The sequence below is a fragment of the Prevotella multiformis DSM 16608 genome, assembly GCF_000191065.1.
GTDB lineage: Bacteria > Bacteroidota > Bacteroidia > Bacteroidales > Bacteroidaceae > Prevotella > Prevotella multiformis.
The window spans coordinates 212,776-228,792 of record NZ_GL872283.1 but is presented as its reverse complement, the minus strand read 5'-3'; the positions used below and the strand labels follow the sequence as shown (position 1 = coordinate 228,792).

Sequence of the window (16,017 nt, the reverse complement as noted above, 5' to 3'; positions counted from 1 at the left end):
AACCTACATTTCCGGATAGCTGACACGTCGGATTTCTCCCGAGAAACATTTGACAAGAGAGGCCGTCGTCTGCTGTGCGGCAATCATCAACGGACTTCGTTTTCCATTGACGACAACATCCAGCATGGGGATGATCAAAAGCTGCATCTTCAGTTCTTTCGTCAGAACCGATATATCCTCATTACGACGGATGATGTCGATGACCAGCTGGTCGACATACGGGCGGTATGGTTCCATCACATCATCGGCCAGACAATAAGCATTATAACGGTTATGATGATGAATACCCAGTGTGGGCAACAGTCCGCTTCCCACCAATGACCGGGCTATGACAGCCCTCAGGATGGCATAACCGTAATTGAGCAGATGGTTGGGTGGTGCCCCGTCCCTGTCACGGACGAAGCCGGGATGACCTGCAAAAAGGTTCTTCCAATAATATGCGGCGGCTCTCCCTTCGAGATTGTCGGCGTCGCCGCTGCGTACGTCATTCGCCCACGCACGCATACAGCCGGTGTTCTTGTCCGTGTTTGCATGCAATACACGCTCCTGGTTGAGAATCTTCTGCTTTACCGTCTGCTGCCAGAGCTGTTTGCGCAAAGGAAGAGAGGCATCTAGCTGTAAGCGGAACCGCTCGTTCTGTGTCGTGTTCCCGCACAAAGGGAGGAGCAGCCCGACCGGCATCCCCTTCTGGTCGCAGGTGATGACGGCACAGTTGTTTTCCAGCAGTGCTTCCAGGACTCCTGACGTAACCGTGATGCGCCGGTTGTCGAGCATCACCACCCCAATATCTTCTATCGGGATGGTGCGCTCGGCTTCTTTTTTCATCCTCTGCGGCAGCGTCTCATTGTTCTCCACTTCAGGCAGCCGGATCACCAGCTGCGCATTGCCCAGGCTCAGATAGGCAGGGCTGCTGAAACAAAGGGTCTTCTTTATCATGGTTCTGTGCGGTCTTTACTTTATGATTCTAAGAATGTTCCCCAACCGGTCTACCTCCAGTTTCCAGCAGACGGCCTTGACCATTTCCCCTGTCAGTGCCTTCTGATTTTTGGATTGCTGACTTCCTACGCCATATTCATTCTGAATGATGCTGCCATTACACAATGCCTCGGCCAGTTTCTTGTCCACATTGTAAATAAGTCCGGCTGTCCTGTGAGGGATGAAGTTCGCTGTCGTACCGCTGGAATCAACAAACTTGTAGATCCGTTCTCTGTCTATTTCATTCTCCTCGTCTCCCGCCGGTACATACACAAGATCATTCGGTGAGAGATAAAACTTCAGACGGTCTCCTTTCTCTCTCGTTTCGGGAACCGGTGGAAGTCCCTGTTTCAGACATTCTACCGCCTCATTTAAAGGAATCGTATCGTAGCTCCGGTTGCCTTCCCCATCTTCATAGACTGCAAAGTAGAGGTTGGTCCCGGCTTCTGCAACCACAAACTGCCCGGCTTTGCAGCCTGTCTGTCCTACGGGGTATTTCTTTCCGAGCTTTGTAGAGACTCTCACCTTCAATATCGGCTTGTGCTGCTTCCCGTTGTTATAAGCCGTTATATGCTGGTTCATGTCGGCTATTCCCTCCGGTGTGAAGGCTATCTTAGGATCTCCTCCCTTTGCTTCCAGGTAGTTTGAGAGAATCCTTTGGATTCCCGTGTCGGTGACAGCTTCGATGCGTTTGGCATCAAACGAGGTGTCAAGCGGTTTCCTTGTTGCTACCATTTCTTCCTTTCCGTCGCTGAACCGCCAGACATCCACCTTGTCGATATGCTGTTTGTTCCATCGGTTGCCGACGCTCCTGAATTGAGCCAGCACCTGTTCCTTGTTGAAATGCTTTTCCACCAATCCGTTAATATAGTCGCGCAGATCCCTGTTGCAGATGGAAGGAATATCCTCCAAAGCCGCCTTCAGGCTGACCCGTTCCTTCCTTCTTAAATTGACCTTTCCATAATAGGTCGCTTCGTGCATCGGCTTTCGGACTGCCCACATCTCCCCTCCTTTCTGTTCTGCCTTTGTCTTCCTGCCGTCGGCATCGTACCGCTCATAGTAGTTCGTGGCTTTATTGATGATGCGGACATAGTTCTTGAAGCTGACGACTATGTCTTCCAGCGCTGCACGGGCATCCTGTGTGAAGCTTTCCCATGGCTTCCGGATGATGTGGTTTTTGTCGCACAGTTTCCGGCGCAGGTCTTCCCGCTTCTCCGGACTTTCGGCAGACTCGTTGTTAAGATAACCGATGATGTTTCGGGAGGCACACGCAATCACCAGTGCGTCCATTGCATGGTGTCGGTGGTCTATCCGCTTCTTGCTGAACCCGCGCTGCAGTTCCAGGGGGACGGAAGTCTGGAACACCCGTCTGTCTTTGTCCTGCCAATGCCCGAAGGCTTCTGTCTCCGTCAGTTCGTTGAGCCGTTTGAAACGGGTATATACAAGGCTGTTCCAGACATCATTCAGTCCCCAGTCCTGTTTCAGCCTGTCGGTAATCCTGCCGGTACAGGATATGACGAACTTTGATGTCTCCTCTCTCTCCTCTGCCGTCCGTACGATGTTGGAAAGCAGGCCTTTCACCACCTTGCTGATGTACCGCTGTCGTCAAGCCAGCCGTGCTCCATGCCGGCTCTGTCGAGTGCGGCCAGCAGCTCATGCCTCGTCTCGTTGCAGGGGTATTTCTTTTCTTTGTCTTCAATGTAATTCCACCGGATGGCGAACTCCTTCTCATTGCCGCATTTCACTTTCTTCAGTCTGAAATAGTCCTTCAGCAATGTATCCTGGTTGATCTCTTTCCGGTCGTTCAGATAAACGAACAGCCTGACATAGTCTTCTTTTGTCGGCAGATACCCGGCAGTTACCTCTCTGTCGTCCGTCCTGTCATACAGCCGGAGGTTGAGGACATTAACTTCCACATTCCCAACGGTCTGCCTGTTTATTTTGCATCCTGTCCCTCCTTTCTGCACCGGGCGGCAGCAAGGAAGTCTGCCCCAATGGGGGAGGTCCGCCACTGATTGCAGAAAGGAATCTATCCTTTCCGCTGCTTCCTGATGCAGGCCATGGACTGTTTTTGTTCAGATAATTTACTCATGGATGCGATGCCGGAACCGGTATCGTCCTATTTCCCATGGATTTAAGCGATGTACGTGAAGACGACCGATATAAACCGGGTCGGGGGGATTGCAAGAACCTTATTATCAGATACATAGCAGACCCATTGGAAAAGATGCCCGATTCCCTTGCAAAAGGGCGTTACTTGGACTTCAAGAAAGCACCACTTGACGTGCAATCGGGCATCGGTTGGAATGCAGGTGACGGATGATTGGAATCCGGGCAGTCGGTCCTCCCTGTTTACAGGGCCGGAAAGTCGCAGAAAAAGGGGAAGACACTGGTTCTATCTGTAAAACTAATTCAAAACCGGCGGAGGGTGTGTCACAAGTTGATGTGACAGCTGGACAGAGGCACGTTTTCAGGTGTGTAAAGCAAATCCCCCCGCAGGTTGAAAGCCGCCTGCGGGGGGATTTAAAAAGCCTCTCATGACTTTAAAAGTCTATTATAGGGAGAACGGACGATCAATCGTTGTTCTCGCCGTCGCTGAACTCGCGGCGCGGCCGGCGGTCGTCATGGCGGCGTTCACCGTCACGGCGTGGGCGACGGTCTCCGCGCGGCCGGCGCTGCGGCTCGACATAGCCTTCCGGCTTCTCGAGCAGTACACGGCGTGAGAGCTTGTACTTGCCGGTCTTCGGGTCGATGTCGAGAAGCTTGACCTTGATCTTGTCGCCCTCCTTGATGCCTGCGTCCTCTACTGTCTCGAGACGCTTCCAGTCGATCTCGGAGATATGGAGCAGACCGTCCTTGCCCGGCAGGATCTCCACGAAGCAGCCGTAAGGCATGATGGAGCGTACCGTTCCCTCGTAGATTTCGCCGATTTCCGGTACGGCGACAATCGCCTTGATCTTGCCGAGAGCGGCATCAATCGACTCCTTGTTGGGAGCGGAAACCTGCACCTTGCCGACACCGTCGGTCTCGTCGATGGTGATGACGGCGCCTGTATCTTCCTGCATCTGCTGGATGATCTTGCCGCCGGGGCCGATGACGGCACCGATGAACTCCTTGGGGATTTCCAGCTGCACGATGCGTGGAACCTGCGGCTTCATCTCTGCACGCGGCTCTGCGATCGTGTCGGTCAGGAGGTTGAGGATGTGCTCGCGGCCGGCCTTTGCCTGCATGAGCGCCTTCTCAAGAATCTCGAATGACAGACCGTCGCACTTGATGTCCATCTGTGTGGCGGTCAGACCGTCACGGGTACCGGTCGTCTTGAAGTCCATGTCGCCCAGGTGATCCTCATCGCCGAGGATGTCGCTCAGTACGGCGTACTTGTCCTCGCCCGGGTTCTTGATCAGACCCATTGCGATGCCTGATACCGGCTTCTTCATCGGGACACCTGCATCCATCAGCGCCAGCGTGCCGGCGCATACGGTCGCCATGGAAGACGAGCCGTTGGACTCCAGGATCTGGCTTACCAGACGGACGGTGTAGGGGAAGTCGGCCGGAATCTGGCCCTTCAGCGCACGCCATGCCAGATGGCCGTGGCCGATCTCACGGCGGCCTACGCCGCGCTGTGCCTTGGCCTCACCGGTGCAGAACGGCGGGAAGTTATAGTGGAGGAGGAAACGCTGGTAGCTCTTCTCCAGTACGTTGTCGATCATCTTCTCGTCCATCTTCGTGCCGAGGGTGCAGGTAGAGAGCGACATGGTTTCGCCCCGCTGGAAGAGCGCACTTCCGTGGGGCATCGGCAGCGTGTCTACCTCGCACCAGATAGGACGTATCTCGTCTGTTGCACGGCCGTCCATGCGCTTGCCGGTGTCGAGGACACTGCGGCGCATGGAGTCGCGCTGCACGTCTGCAAAGTAACGGTCGATTTCTGCGTGTTTTTCTTCGAGGTCGTCTTCTGAAAGGTCTGTGTGGGCCGCATCGTATGCCTCGGTGAAGTCTGCCTTGATCTTCTCGTAGGTCTCCTCGCGGTGCTTCTTGTCGTTGTCGCCGCTCTGTGCCTCGGCATAGCAGGCGTCGTAGGTCTCTTTGCGTACCTGTTCGCGCAGCTCTTCGTCGTTGATCTCATCGTCGTACTCGCGCTTCACGTCCGTACCGCAGGCCTTCGAAAGTTCTTCCTGCATCTCGCACATAGGCTTGATGGCCTCGTGCGCAGCCTTCAGAGCACCGATGAGGTCCTGCTCGGAAACCTCGTCCATCTCGCCCTCGACCATCATGATGTTGTCCTTGGTGGCACCGACCATGAGGTCCATGTCTGCCTCCTTCATCTGCTCGAAGGTAGGATCGATGACGTATTCGCCGTTGATGCGGGCTACGCGGACTTCTGAGGTGGGGTGTTCGATGGGGATGTCTGATGCAGCCAGTGCTGCGGATGCTGCAAACCCTGCAAGGGCGTCGGGCTGGTCAACGCTGTCGGCCGACAGCAGCATGACCTGTACATAGACCTCGCAGTGGTAATCTGATGGGAAAAGTGGACGGAGAACACGGTCCACAAGGCGTGATGTAAGGATTTCATCGTCATTGGCTTTGCCTTCGCGTTTGGTGAAACCGCCTGGGTAACGGCCTGCGGCAGAATACTGCTCGCGATAATCAACTTGCAAAGGCATGAAGTCTGTGCCCGGAACTGCCTCTTTGGCTGCACAAACAGTGGCGAGAAGTACGGTGTTTCCCATGCGGAGTACCGCTGCGCCGTCAGCCTGCTTTGCAACCTTTCCGGTTTCAATTGAGATGGTTCTTCCATCTGGCAACTGAACTGTTTTCGTAATTACGTTCATCTAAAATTTTAAAATACTTATTGTTTTGACCAACATCTTAGGGAACCAAAAGGGGGTAACCTCTGGCGAAGCTCCGCTGCCATGACGCTTACCTTCTCACGCGTTCCACAAAATTTAATCCGTGCAAATTTACCTATTATATATGTAACACACAAATAAATACGGAGATATTTTGGCTCTTCCGTCGAATCCGGGAGGTTGCGGAAACACTCCTGTCGACATGTGCGTTCCATGAAACCTGCCCTCTCGGTGTGGCTGTCCGGGAGGCTGGAGACCGGCGGGAATGCGCTGGATCTGCCGTATATTCTCCTTCACTTCCTTCTGGCGGCCTGCTGAAATCCGTCTGAAGCGGTTGCCGTACGCTGTCCCTCTACTTGCCGGCTGCCAGCTGCACGGCCTTGTTGACGATATCGCTCTGCTCGTTCCATACCCGGAAGTACTCGTTCATGTCCCAGAGGTCACGAGCCACGAGTGCCTTCAGCTGGTGGCTGAGGTAAGGAAGCGTCGTCTTGAGCTCGGCGGCATCTTTCGGTTCTATCTTCTCTTTCTTTCCCTCTGACACGATTGCATCGAGCAGCGACTGCGGTATGCCATACGTCTTGTTGAATGCGTCGAACGACCTGTACTGGGTCTTCAGTGCCTGCCGGTTTGCATCCACATACTTCAGATAGGCGTTGATGATGATGTTCTTGGCGGCCAGGAGGCGGTGGAAACGGGTGAAACGGGTCGTATCGAGCGGGACGAAACAGTCGGGCATGATGCCGCCGCCGCCGTACACGACACGATGCCGCCGGAGGGTGTAATACTTCAGTGAATCGGAGAAATGGATGCTGTCCGGATGGATCAGTTCGCCGTGTCTGAGCCGGTTCTCGAGATCCATCTCGTAGTCTTTCAGGTCGCCTTTCTTGTACGGCTTCTGGATGCAGCGGCCGCTGGGCGTGTAGTAATGGGCGATGGTCAGCCGGATCATGCTGCCGTCGGGGAGGTCGAGCGGCCGCTGTACAAGCCCTTTCCCGAAAGTCCTTCGACCGACGACCGTCCCCCGGTCATTGTCCTGGATGGCTCCGGTGACAATCTCTGCGGCCGATGCCGACAGTTCGTTGACCAGCACATAGACCTTGATATCCTGCAGGCGGCCGTTGCCCATTGCCCGGAAGTCCTGCCGGCGGGACCGGCGTCCTTCGGTATAGACGATCATGTCATTGTTCCTCAGGAACTCATTGGCGATCTGCACGGCAGACTGGAGATAGCCGCCGCCGTTGTCCTGGAGGTCGAGGAGCAGCGTCTTCATGCCTTTTTTCTTCAGTGAGTCTACTGCCGACATGAACTCTCCGTGCGTCTTCATGCCGAAACTTTCCAGGCGGACATAGCCCACGCCCGGCCGGATCATATAGGCGGCATTGAGGGTATGTACGGGAATCCTGGCGCGTGTGACGACAAAGGTCAGCGTGCCTTTCACGCCCCGGCGGACGATGCCCAGCTTCACCTTCGTCCCTTTCCTGCCACGCAGCCGCTTCATGATGTCGATGCGTGCCATCTTGACGCCGGCTATGGAAGAGTCGTTGACGTTCACGATCCGGTCGCCGGCAAGGATTCCCACCTTCTCGGAAGGGCCGTTGACGACAGGCTGGATCACGACGAGCGTATCGTTGATCATATTGAACTGTACGCCGATTCCCTCGAAGTCGCCCTGCAGCGGTTCGTTCATCGCCTTGGTTTCCTTGGCGTCGGTATAGGTGGAATGCGGGTCGAGCTTCTCGAGCATGCCTCTGATGGCATCCTCCGCCAGCTTCTGTTCGTCCACGGAGTCCACGTAGAAGTTCGTTATCGCCATCTCCGCCAGCTGGAGCTTCCGCAATGGAGAAGCGTTTCCAATGTTACCTCTAATCTGTGCCTTACCAATAACAGGCAACAGAGACATCATTAATAATATAATAATAGCTTTTTTCATCATTTGAACTTTATAAAATCACGTTCTTTCATCTTATATCCATTATTCTTCCAAATGCGGTCTCACACAGAGACATGGAGAGCACAGAGGGAGAAAAAGACAGATTCTTGTAGAAAACGGTCAAGAGTCTAAAGAGGTGCTAAAGCACCAAGAGAGTTTAAGGAGTAATCACTAAAAACCATTCAGGACCCTGTGAATACCATCCTTAAGCATATTGGCATCAAAGTTTATCAAATATCCATATCTAAGTTCCCGCAGCTTCAGATAAGTCAGCAATTGCTTAAAATGTACTGGCAGCAACTCTACCACCGACTTAATTTCAATGATGACTTTTTCGTCAATCAACAAATCCAAACGATAGCTTTCACCAAGTTCTATTCCTTTATATATATAGCACTGCGACAGGCACCTGCCTTTCTACTTTAAATCCATTCTGTGTCAGTTCATACGTCAACGCCTTCTCATAAACACTCTCTAATAGTCCAGGGCCTAATAAAGAGTGGACAGTGTAAGCACATGCTAAAAGCCGATACGTGTAATCATCTGATATTTCTTCCATGCCCCTCTTTATGTCATAATCCAAATTGTTTATAAACAGATTGACGTTTGAAAGTATGATGCTATTTGTTGTCTCTGCATCTTTATCCTCCCATCAATCCCCCATCTTCCACTATGCTAAAGTCATTTCCTCTTCTCCGTGTTCTCCTTGACTCTGTGTGAGCCTTGTTACACACATAAAAGATCACCTCTAATGCGTTTTTTCAAAGAAAAGCATTTACTCCCCTTCCTCCTCCGGCAGATCCTCCTCAATGACGAGGTTGTCGATGATGAAGTTCTGACGCTCCATCGTGTTCTTGCCCATGTAGTATTCCAGGAGCTTGGAAACCTGGTCGTTCTTGTGCAAGGTAACCTGTTCGAGGCGCATGTCAGGACCGATGAAATGGGCGAATTCATCAGGTGAAATCTCACCGAGACCCTTGAATCGGGTTATTTCAGGCTCGGGACCGAGGTCGGAGATGGCCGCCAGACGCTCCTCCTCTGAGTAGCAGTAACGTGTGATAAAATCGTTCTTCTTTTCGTTCTTGGCACGGTGGGCATCCGCATCGGCAATGACCTGCTTGTCTTTTATCTTCGTCCGGCGGTTACGGACACGGAAGAGGGGGGTCTGAAGTACATAGACGTGGCCTTTCTTGATGAGTTCGGGGAAGAACTGCAGGAAGAAGGTGATGATGAGCAGACGGATGTGCATGCCGTCCACATCAGCATCCGTCGCCACGATCACCTTGTTATAACGCAGCGAGTCGAGGCCGTCTTCGATGTCAAGGGCAGCCTGAAGGAGGTTGAACTCCTCGTTCTCATACACCACCTTCTTCGTCAGTCCGAAGGAGTTGAGGGGCTTGCCGCGCAGCGAGAACACCGCCTGTGTGTTTACATCCCGGCTCTTGGTGATGCTTCCGCTGGCCGAATCCCCCTCGGTAATGAAGATGGAACTTTCCTCTTTCCGGTTGTTCTTCACATCGCAGTAATGCACACGGCAGTCGCGCAGCTTGCGGTTGTGCAGGTTGGCTTTCTTGGCACGTTCACGCGCCAGTTTCGTCACGCCCGCCATCGCCTTGCGTTCCCGTTCGGTCTCCTTGATCTTGTTTTCAAGTATGTCCGTGAAGTCTTCCTTGTGTATATGGAGATAATTGTCGACGTTTGTCTTGATGAAATCACCCACGTACTTGTTGATGGATTCGCCGTCGGGTGCCATCTGGGTGGAACCGAGCTTGATCTTCGTCTGCGACTCGAAGACCGGTTCCTCGACGTTCACGGCGATAGCCGCCACCAGTCCGTTGCGGATGTCACCGTATTCGTATTTGCCGAAGAACTCCTTGATCGTCCTCGCGATATGCTCTTTGAAGGCCGTCTGGTGCGTGCCGCCCTGCGTGGTATGCTGCCCGTTCACGAAAGAATAGTATTCCTCTCCGTACTGGTTGGTATGTGTGAAGGCTATTTCAATGTCCTCTCCTTTCATGTGGACGATGGGATACAGCGGGTCTACGGTCATGTTGTCCGTCAGGAGGTCCTTCAGTCCATGCCGGCTGAGGATACGCCGTCCGTTGTACATGATGGTCAGGCCCGTATTCAGGTAAGTGTAGTTGCGGAGCATCTCCTCCACGATGTCATCATGGAAACTGTAGTTCTTGAAGAGCGTATTGTCCGGTTCAAAGTAGATGTATGTCCCGCTTTCATCCGAAGACTTCGCTGTTCTGTCGTTTTGGATGTTGCCTTTCCCGAACGTGAGTTCACGTACCCTGCCGTCCCGGTAGCTCTTCACCTCGAAATGGGAACTGAGCGCATTGACGGCTTTCACACCTACACCGTTCAGTCCGACGCTCTTCTTGAAAGCCTTGGAATCGTATTTTCCGCCGGTGTTCAGCACCGAGACGGCCTCGACGAGCTTGCCCTGCGGAATCCCGCGGCCGTAGTCGCGGACACTGACACGCAGGTTGTCTTCCACGTCGATTTCGATCCGGTCGCCGGCATTCATCTTGAACTCATCGATCGAGTTGTCGATTACTTCCTTCAGGAGCACATAGATTCCGTCTTCCGGCAGCTTGCCGTCGCCCAGCCGGCCGATGTACATCCCCGGCCGGGTACGTACATGCTCCATGTCCGACAGGTGCCGGATGTTGTCGTCGGTATATTCTACCGGTGATGCGTCGGGGGTGATGGTTGATGATGATGGGTTCATATAGCGGATAATGGATAATGAATGGTGAGTGGTAGGGGGCTGTCTGTCTTTCGGGGGAACAGGAGGGATGAATGGCGGGGGCATCGTGCATGAACAGGGTGTGCCGCCGGTGCCGGACAAGCAGACCGTAACCGGGCTTCCCCTCGTCCGGCAAGTCGTATCAGGATGCAGAGAACCTGATGGTCAAAAGTCTCCCGCTGTGCGGCAGGGAGTCAGCTGTCTTCCGCCTGCCTCCGACGCTTCACGGCCGATATGCAGGCGGATCGTCAGCCTCCGGTCCTCTATCAGTCCGTCAGGCTCTTCCTGTAACACCTGCGTTTCTTGTGGTTGATGGGATCCAGCGGTCCCCACTGGCTCTGCACGCCCTCGTTGGTCTCCATCTCCACCTGCGTCTCGCCCCATTTGAATCCATACTCCACATAGCGCGGGATGAGGTCGGCGAAGACAAGGGCGTTGGCACCCTTTGCCCGGTATTCAGGCAGCACGCCTATCAGAAGCAGGTCTACGGCCTCGGTCTTGTGCCACTTGATGGCGCGCAGCAGATGCCACCATCCGAAGGGGAGAAGCCGTCCGCGGCGGCATTTCTGCAGTGCCCGGCTCAGTGAGGGAATGGTGATGGCGATGCCCACCAGCTGGTTGTCCTTGTTGCCGTCCTCGACAGCCGTGACGAGGCTGAGGTCGGCCAGGGGGAAGTACATCCTGATGTACTGGTCTATCTGCCGGTCGCTCAGTTCCGAGAAGCCGTACAGGTCCGCATACGTCAGGTTGATCAGGTCGAAGAGTTTCTTGCCGTAGCCTCCCTCGAAGATGTCCCGCTTCGTCAGCTTTCGCACATGGAGGTTGTAGCGTTTCTCCACCATCTCGGCAATCTTCGTGTACTTCTCCGGAGCTTTTTCGGGCACTTCAAGGTAATATTCCACATAGTCATTGTCTTTCACCCAGCCGCCCAGCTGCTCCATGTGCCGCGGATAATACGCGTAGTTGTAACTGGTCGCCATCGTGCCGAGCCGGTCAAAGCCCCACGTCAGTATTCCCTCCGGATCCATGTCGGTAAAGCCCAGCGGTCCCACGGCGGCTTCCATGCCCTTCTGTCTGCCGTAGTCTTCGACGGCCTGGAACAGGGCACGTGACACCTCCATGTCATCGATGAAGTCGATCCAGCCGAACCGCACGTCCTTCTTCTTCCACTTCTCATTGGCCTTGTGGTTGATGATGGCAGCCACGCGCCCCGCTACTCTGCCGTCCTTCAGGGCAAGGTAATACTCAGCTTCGCAGAAGTCGAAGGCCGCATTCCTGTCTTTCGACAGCGTGTTCAACTCGTCACTGTAGAGATTGGGCACATCGTAGGGATTGCCCTCGTAGAGATCATAATGGAACTCGATGAAATCCTTGAGGTCTTTCTTCGTCTCTACTCTCTTTATCTGAACTGATGACATTCCGTTATTCTAAATTCGTTATTTTCCTTGTCTTAAACGTGCAAAAGTACTAATAAAAAGGCAGATTGGCAAATCTTGAACGGCATTTTATCGCTTCTTTCGTTCAATGTGCGGATGCTTTTCGCATAGCTTTAACGGAAGAACCGAGATGATTCATGAAACAAATACATGGCTGAGACGGTCAACTTCCTGTCCTGTTATCATCCTCCGATACAAAAGCCTTTTCATTTTAATACGTTGAAATACAGACAAGATTTTGAAAAGTCATTACATAATTTCAAACAGATCATCTGCAGATATAAAAGGACACGTGCAAAAAGCAAGTCTGTAACCAGCAGTCAATCAATTGGTTGTCAAGCCGTCCCCCAAAGGTGCCTGATTGGACTTCAAAAGGGCGTTAGTAACACGCTAATAGAGCACCTGTTGCAGGTCAATCAGGCATCTTTTAGAAGCCAGAAGGGCATGTGTCAGTTTGGGTTGCATGAAAACAGTTTACAAATACCGATGACATGGGAATAAGGTTGTCTGTGGAAGACGGAAAGACAGGCTGATGGTCAGGCATCGTATCTATTGGCCTTTCCTGCATTTCATCTTTCAGTTCATCCTCCTTTTTAAGGCCATCTGTTTTTGGACGGTCATATCCTGCCAGTGCATAAGCCTTTATTCTCCAATCTACGCATTTAACGGAAGAACCCATTTTATCAGGTATCATTCCAACCGCCTCCTGCCGGCAGCCTGCCCTGGGCCATTGGGCGACAGCCTGCCTGTATGCGCAAACCGGTTTTCCAGAAAGAGGAAGCTGCGGATCATGTGGACACATGAAAAAACAAGTCAGGACAGACACATCCGCCTGTCCTGACTCCAATACCGTCTCCTGTCAGACGACGGGTTATCTGACGACAAACTTCCTGCCGCCGCGGATATAGATGCCCGGAGCCAGCCGTGCATCAGCCGGTATGCGTACACCCTGCAGGCTGTAAACCGCATCGTCACTGGCGGAAGCAGTCCGCAATGCAGCGATTCCCGCTGTCTTATCCTCCACATAGAGCATCGGGTAAGGTTTGCTGCCATCCTCGGTCTTATAGGCTCCGAAGGATTGATGCGATTTAGAGTACTGGATGATATGGTTCGCAGAAGTGGTAATCCTGAACGCCCCGTCCCCCTTCGGGGCCACCGTCCATTCTGCGGCCTTGCTCTTGTCGTCAAGGAACCGGATGGTCTGGAATTCCTCCTCCTGTCCATAATACTTGTCGTTGCCATCCTTGATGTAGAAACCGGTTGTTCCCTGCTCGAAGGTGAGAATCATCTTTGCATCGGAAGCAGCCATTTTCCCGTTGTCGTCTGCCATCTTTGTACCTTTCGGATAGCCGTATTTCCGGTCCAGACTCGTGCAGACATAGCACTGCCCGTCAGCCTCTGCCACCATCAGATAACGCTTGCCCGACTCCGGCATCGCCGTTGTCTTCACGAAGGTAATACTCTGCGGCGTGTCCGGCGTATCGGGTGTGTCAGGTGTGTCCGGTGTGTCCGGTGTGTCTGGAACGACTGCACCTGTGTAACGGTCATCATCCGAAGCGGTCGTGACAGACCGGTAAGGGTCGAAGGCCACGTCCATGCTGTCGCCCCATACGTATTCGCAGAGATTCGGATAGTCCACGTAAAGGTTGCGGTTGTGCTGGATCTTGGCTGCCGCATTGTTGCGGGCAATCTCCATGCTGTCCACACGGTCCTTGCGGCTCCACTTGAGATAAAGCGTGTAAGCCCACGGCTTCAGTGTCGGCCAGTCATTCCGTTCCAGGCTCTGGGTACCGGCCTTGACCCACACGTAATCCTGGTAGGTGGTGGCCATGTACATATAACTGCGGGAGAACTCACCCTTGAAACGGTCGCCGGGTTCCCACAGCATCAGTTTTTCGCCGCCGGCATTGCCTCTTCCGATCTTGGTGTAGCCCTTTGCCGCGGCCTTCTTCACGTCAGTCACGATTCCCATCGGGTAGTTGCTCTTGTCGCGGTTCGTTACAGCTTCACAGGGATAAAGGTTGTAGAGGTCGCAGTAAGCCGGGGTCACCGTTCCTCCCCACCAGCTTTTTGGGAAGGAATGTTCTATGTTCATGCCTTTGATAGACCTGCCCTCATTGCTTGTCGGGAACGTGAATGAGTGCTCGCTGTACCGGTTGATGCACGCATTGGTCTTGTAATCACGGTCGGTGTACCAGAAGCCGTACCAGGTTTTTCTCTTTCCACTTCCATACTCCAGCACGGTTTTCTCGTTCATCAGTTCGTGCAGTTTCTGTTTCAGCTGTTCCTTCTTCAGTCCTTTCAGTGAGGAAGCATACTGTGCCAATGCGTTGCGGTCGATGGCATTGGCAGACGTTGAGACACCGATCAGCGCGGCGGCGATGATCATCCTAAAATACCTGTTCATTGTTTGTAGGTTTTTAATCGTAAATATTTATCATAGAAATCTATTGTCCAATTAGCTGATAAACAGATACATACCTGTCCATACACCGCTATGAAAGGCCCGGGAGTTTCTCACAGAGGTCAACAACGGTGCGGATGCAAAGATAAGGAAATCTATTGACAATGGCAAACAAGCTGCTAAGTTTTCCTGCAGACAAACAGCAGATGAGTGCCATGGGCATCAGTCGCCGCAAAAAGATACGTCTCACCGCCCTCTTTCATCTTCATCCGACGGCGCAGGTCGGCGACGCTCATGGGGAAGTTGCGCACGGAAAGATTGGCTCTGTCGATTCCCGACAAGGTACGGCGCAGCTCCTTCTTGTTGAACGACGAAACCGCCGTAATGACAAACTTCCTCCCGGGGAAGGCGGCTATGTCTTCATCTGAGACGAAAAGATGCGTGTTCTGCCCCAGTGCGGAAAGGGGATAGCGGACGGTGAGCAGAGCAAAGCAGCCGGCCTTCATCAGCGACGCATTCGGCTCATAAAGATACTGCCCGGCCGCAGGAGCAGCCGGTAGGATGTGTTGCGACAGACCGGAAATCTCCCCCAGCCCATACGACACGATGCTGTCATCGTTTACGCAGAACACACGCAGACCGTCCGCAGGAGCGTTCGCTGCCGGGCCATTTCCTTTCCGCAGGACGAGCAGCAGTTCCTTGCATTCATTGCGCACTGAGACGATGTGAACCTCACGGACGACCTCCCCCATACGGTTCAGCTCGTCCACGGCACGGTGCCAGTCGAGCATCGGCGAGAGCTTTATCACGACCGCACCGGCCTTTTCCAGCAGTTCTTCTTCCAGTGCCAGGACATCTGGCGTGCAGTCGCTGATGAGCACCGTCCTGCCTCCCTGTTCGTTTCGACGTGCCGGATCGAGGAAGATCACCGACGCATGGGCAAGCTGATGGAGGTATTCCGTACCGTCGGCATTGACGATCTCGACGTGTTCCAGGCCGAGGGCATGGAAGTTATGACGTGCTGTCTTACAGAGTGCAGCCTGCCGTTCTACATAGACGGCCCGTTCAAAGGCACGTGCCATAAAAGAGAAGTCGACCCCGAAGCCGCCTGTGAGGTCGCAGAGAAACCTCCCCAAGTCCCTCCGGGGGAGGGAATGTGGCTGTACGGACCTGGACGAATCATGGGGTGACAGGCGGTTGTCAGCCGGGGAAAAGGTGGAGGAGGAAGAAGATAGGTGCGGGGAAACGGTATCGACAGATTTGGCTGAATTGACCGAATCGGCAGAATTGACCGAATCGGCAAGGCGGACGGCGAGGCGTGCTTTGTACTTTGCTGTCTGTTCGCTTGAGCACTGTTCCATCGACAGATGCGGCGGATAGAGGATGTCCTCGTTCGCCGCCCACGACGGCAGTTTCGTGCGTGCCGTCTGCCATCCGGTTATCTGGTCGATCAGGAAGGGCATATCGATGTCGGGGTAGCGGGGGGCTTGGAGGGAAAGAAGCCTCACCCCCAGCCCCTCTCCGAATGGAGAGGGGAGTGAAATGTCATGTCTGCTCAGAACATCCCGGACATATCGTGGCAGTGGCTGTTCTGAAGGCCTTTTCTCATCTTTTCGCCTCATCTTGTTTTCCTTGACTCTTGTTTTCGTCTTATCTCCTCTCCTTTT

12 protein-coding genes are annotated in these 16,017 nt (G+C 53.5%); all 12 read right to left on the bottom strand.

Features of this window, described 5'->3' with window-relative positions; genetic code table 11:
- Nucleotides 1–3: 3 nt before the first annotated feature.
- The 12 genes from cas1 to HMPREF9141_RS06230 all read right to left on the bottom strand — a co-directional run bounded on the left by cas1 (nt 4) and on the right by HMPREF9141_RS06230 (nt 15,972).
- Nucleotides 4–936 carry a type II CRISPR-associated endonuclease Cas1 gene (gene cas1 / locus HMPREF9141_RS06275; protein WP_007367766.1) on the bottom strand — a complete coding sequence of 311 codons (933 nt, stop codon included), beginning with the start codon at nt 934–936 and terminating at the stop codon, nt 4–6.
- Nucleotides 937–951: 15 nt separating this feature from the next.
- The gene (locus HMPREF9141_RS06270; protein ID WP_007367765.1) at nt 952–2,559 is read right to left on the bottom strand and encodes a hypothetical protein; all 1,608 of its coding nucleotides are present in this window, start codon (nt 2,557–2,559) and stop codon (nt 952–954) included.
- Complete coding sequence (locus HMPREF9141_RS13575; RefSeq protein WP_169309944.1) at nt 2,553–2,891, bottom strand: hypothetical protein; 339 nt, start codon at nt 2,889–2,891, stop codon at nt 2,553–2,555. The genes HMPREF9141_RS06270 and HMPREF9141_RS13575 overlap by 7 nt, the downstream gene beginning before the upstream one ends.
- A 657-nt stretch (nt 2,892–3,548) precedes the next feature.
- Entirely contained in the window at nt 3,549–5,804 is a 2,256-nt protein-coding gene (gene pnp / locus HMPREF9141_RS06260; RefSeq protein WP_007367761.1) for a polyribonucleotide nucleotidyltransferase, read from the bottom strand.
- A 370-nt stretch (nt 5,805–6,174) separates the two neighbouring features.
- Nucleotides 6,175–7,758: a S41 family peptidase gene (locus HMPREF9141_RS06255; protein WP_007367760.1), complete on the bottom strand. Its 1,584-nt coding sequence runs from the start codon at nt 7,756–7,758 to the stop codon at nt 6,175–6,177.
- 168 nt (nt 7,759–7,926) lie between these two features.
- Nucleotides 7,927–8,100 carry a GxxExxY protein gene (locus HMPREF9141_RS14005; RefSeq protein WP_370991954.1) on the bottom strand — a complete coding sequence of 58 codons (174 nt, stop codon included), beginning with the start codon at nt 8,098–8,100 and terminating at the stop codon, nt 7,927–7,929.
- Nucleotides 8,101–8,137: 37 nt separating this feature from the next.
- Nucleotides 8,138–8,314 carry a GxxExxY protein gene (locus tag HMPREF9141_RS14000; RefSeq protein ID WP_007367759.1) on the bottom strand — a complete coding sequence of 59 codons (177 nt, stop codon included), beginning with the start codon at nt 8,312–8,314 and terminating at the stop codon, nt 8,138–8,140.
- Nucleotides 8,315–8,530: 216 nt separating this feature from the next.
- Nucleotides 8,531–10,492, bottom strand: a complete 1,962-nt coding sequence (locus tag HMPREF9141_RS06245; protein ID WP_007367758.1) for a DNA topoisomerase IV subunit B — start codon at nt 10,490–10,492, stop codon at nt 8,531–8,533.
- A 284-nt stretch (nt 10,493–10,776) separates the two neighbouring features.
- Nucleotides 10,777–11,928: a hypothetical protein gene (locus tag HMPREF9141_RS06240; protein WP_007367756.1), complete on the bottom strand. Its 1,152-nt coding sequence runs from the start codon at nt 11,926–11,928 to the stop codon at nt 10,777–10,779.
- 445 nt (nt 11,929–12,373) lie between these two features.
- Entirely contained in the window at nt 12,374–12,640 is a 267-nt protein-coding gene (locus HMPREF9141_RS12920) for a hypothetical protein (RefSeq protein ID WP_007367754.1), read from the bottom strand.
- Between the two features lie 177 nt (nt 12,641–12,817).
- Nucleotides 12,818–14,353, bottom strand: coding sequence for an endonuclease (locus HMPREF9141_RS06235; RefSeq protein WP_007367753.1), 1,536 nt, complete (start codon nt 14,351–14,353; stop codon nt 12,818–12,820).
- Between the two features lie 176 nt (nt 14,354–14,529).
- Nucleotides 14,530–15,972 carry a THUMP-like domain-containing protein gene (locus HMPREF9141_RS06230; RefSeq protein ID WP_040554926.1) on the bottom strand — a complete coding sequence of 481 codons (1,443 nt, stop codon included), beginning with the start codon at nt 15,970–15,972 and terminating at the stop codon, nt 14,530–14,532.
- Between the last annotated feature and the right edge of the window lie 45 nt (nt 15,973–16,017).

Bases quoted from the DNA above. Each gene is read 5' to 3' on its own strand.
- cas1 (WP_007367766.1), bottom strand. From the start codon at position 936: ATGATAAAGAAGACCCTTTGTTTCAGCAGCCCTGCCTATCTGAGCCTG.
- pnp (WP_007367761.1), bottom strand. From the start codon at position 5,804: ATGAACGTAATTACGAAAACAGTTCAGTTGCCAGATGGAAGAACCATC.
- HMPREF9141_RS06255 (WP_007367760.1), bottom strand. From the start codon at position 7,758: ATGATGAAAAAAGCTATTATTATATTATTAATGATGTCTCTGTTGCCT.
- HMPREF9141_RS14000 (WP_007367759.1), bottom strand. From the start codon at position 8,314: ATGGAAGAAATATCAGATGATTACACGTATCGGCTTTTAGCATGTGCT.
- HMPREF9141_RS06245 (WP_007367758.1), bottom strand. From the start codon at position 10,492: ATGAACCCATCATCATCAACCATCACCCCCGACGCATCACCGGTAGAA.
- HMPREF9141_RS06240 (WP_007367756.1), bottom strand. From the start codon at position 11,928: ATGTCATCAGTTCAGATAAAGAGAGTAGAGACGAAGAAAGACCTCAAG.
- HMPREF9141_RS12920 (WP_007367754.1), bottom strand. From the start codon at position 12,640: ATGATACCTGATAAAATGGGTTCTTCCGTTAAATGCGTAGATTGGAGA.
- HMPREF9141_RS06235 (WP_007367753.1), bottom strand. From the start codon at position 14,353: ATGAACAGGTATTTTAGGATGATCATCGCCGCCGCGCTGATCGGTGTC.
- HMPREF9141_RS06230 (WP_040554926.1), bottom strand. From the start codon at position 15,972: ATGAGGCGAAAAGATGAGAAAAGGCCTTCAGAACAGCCACTGCCACGA.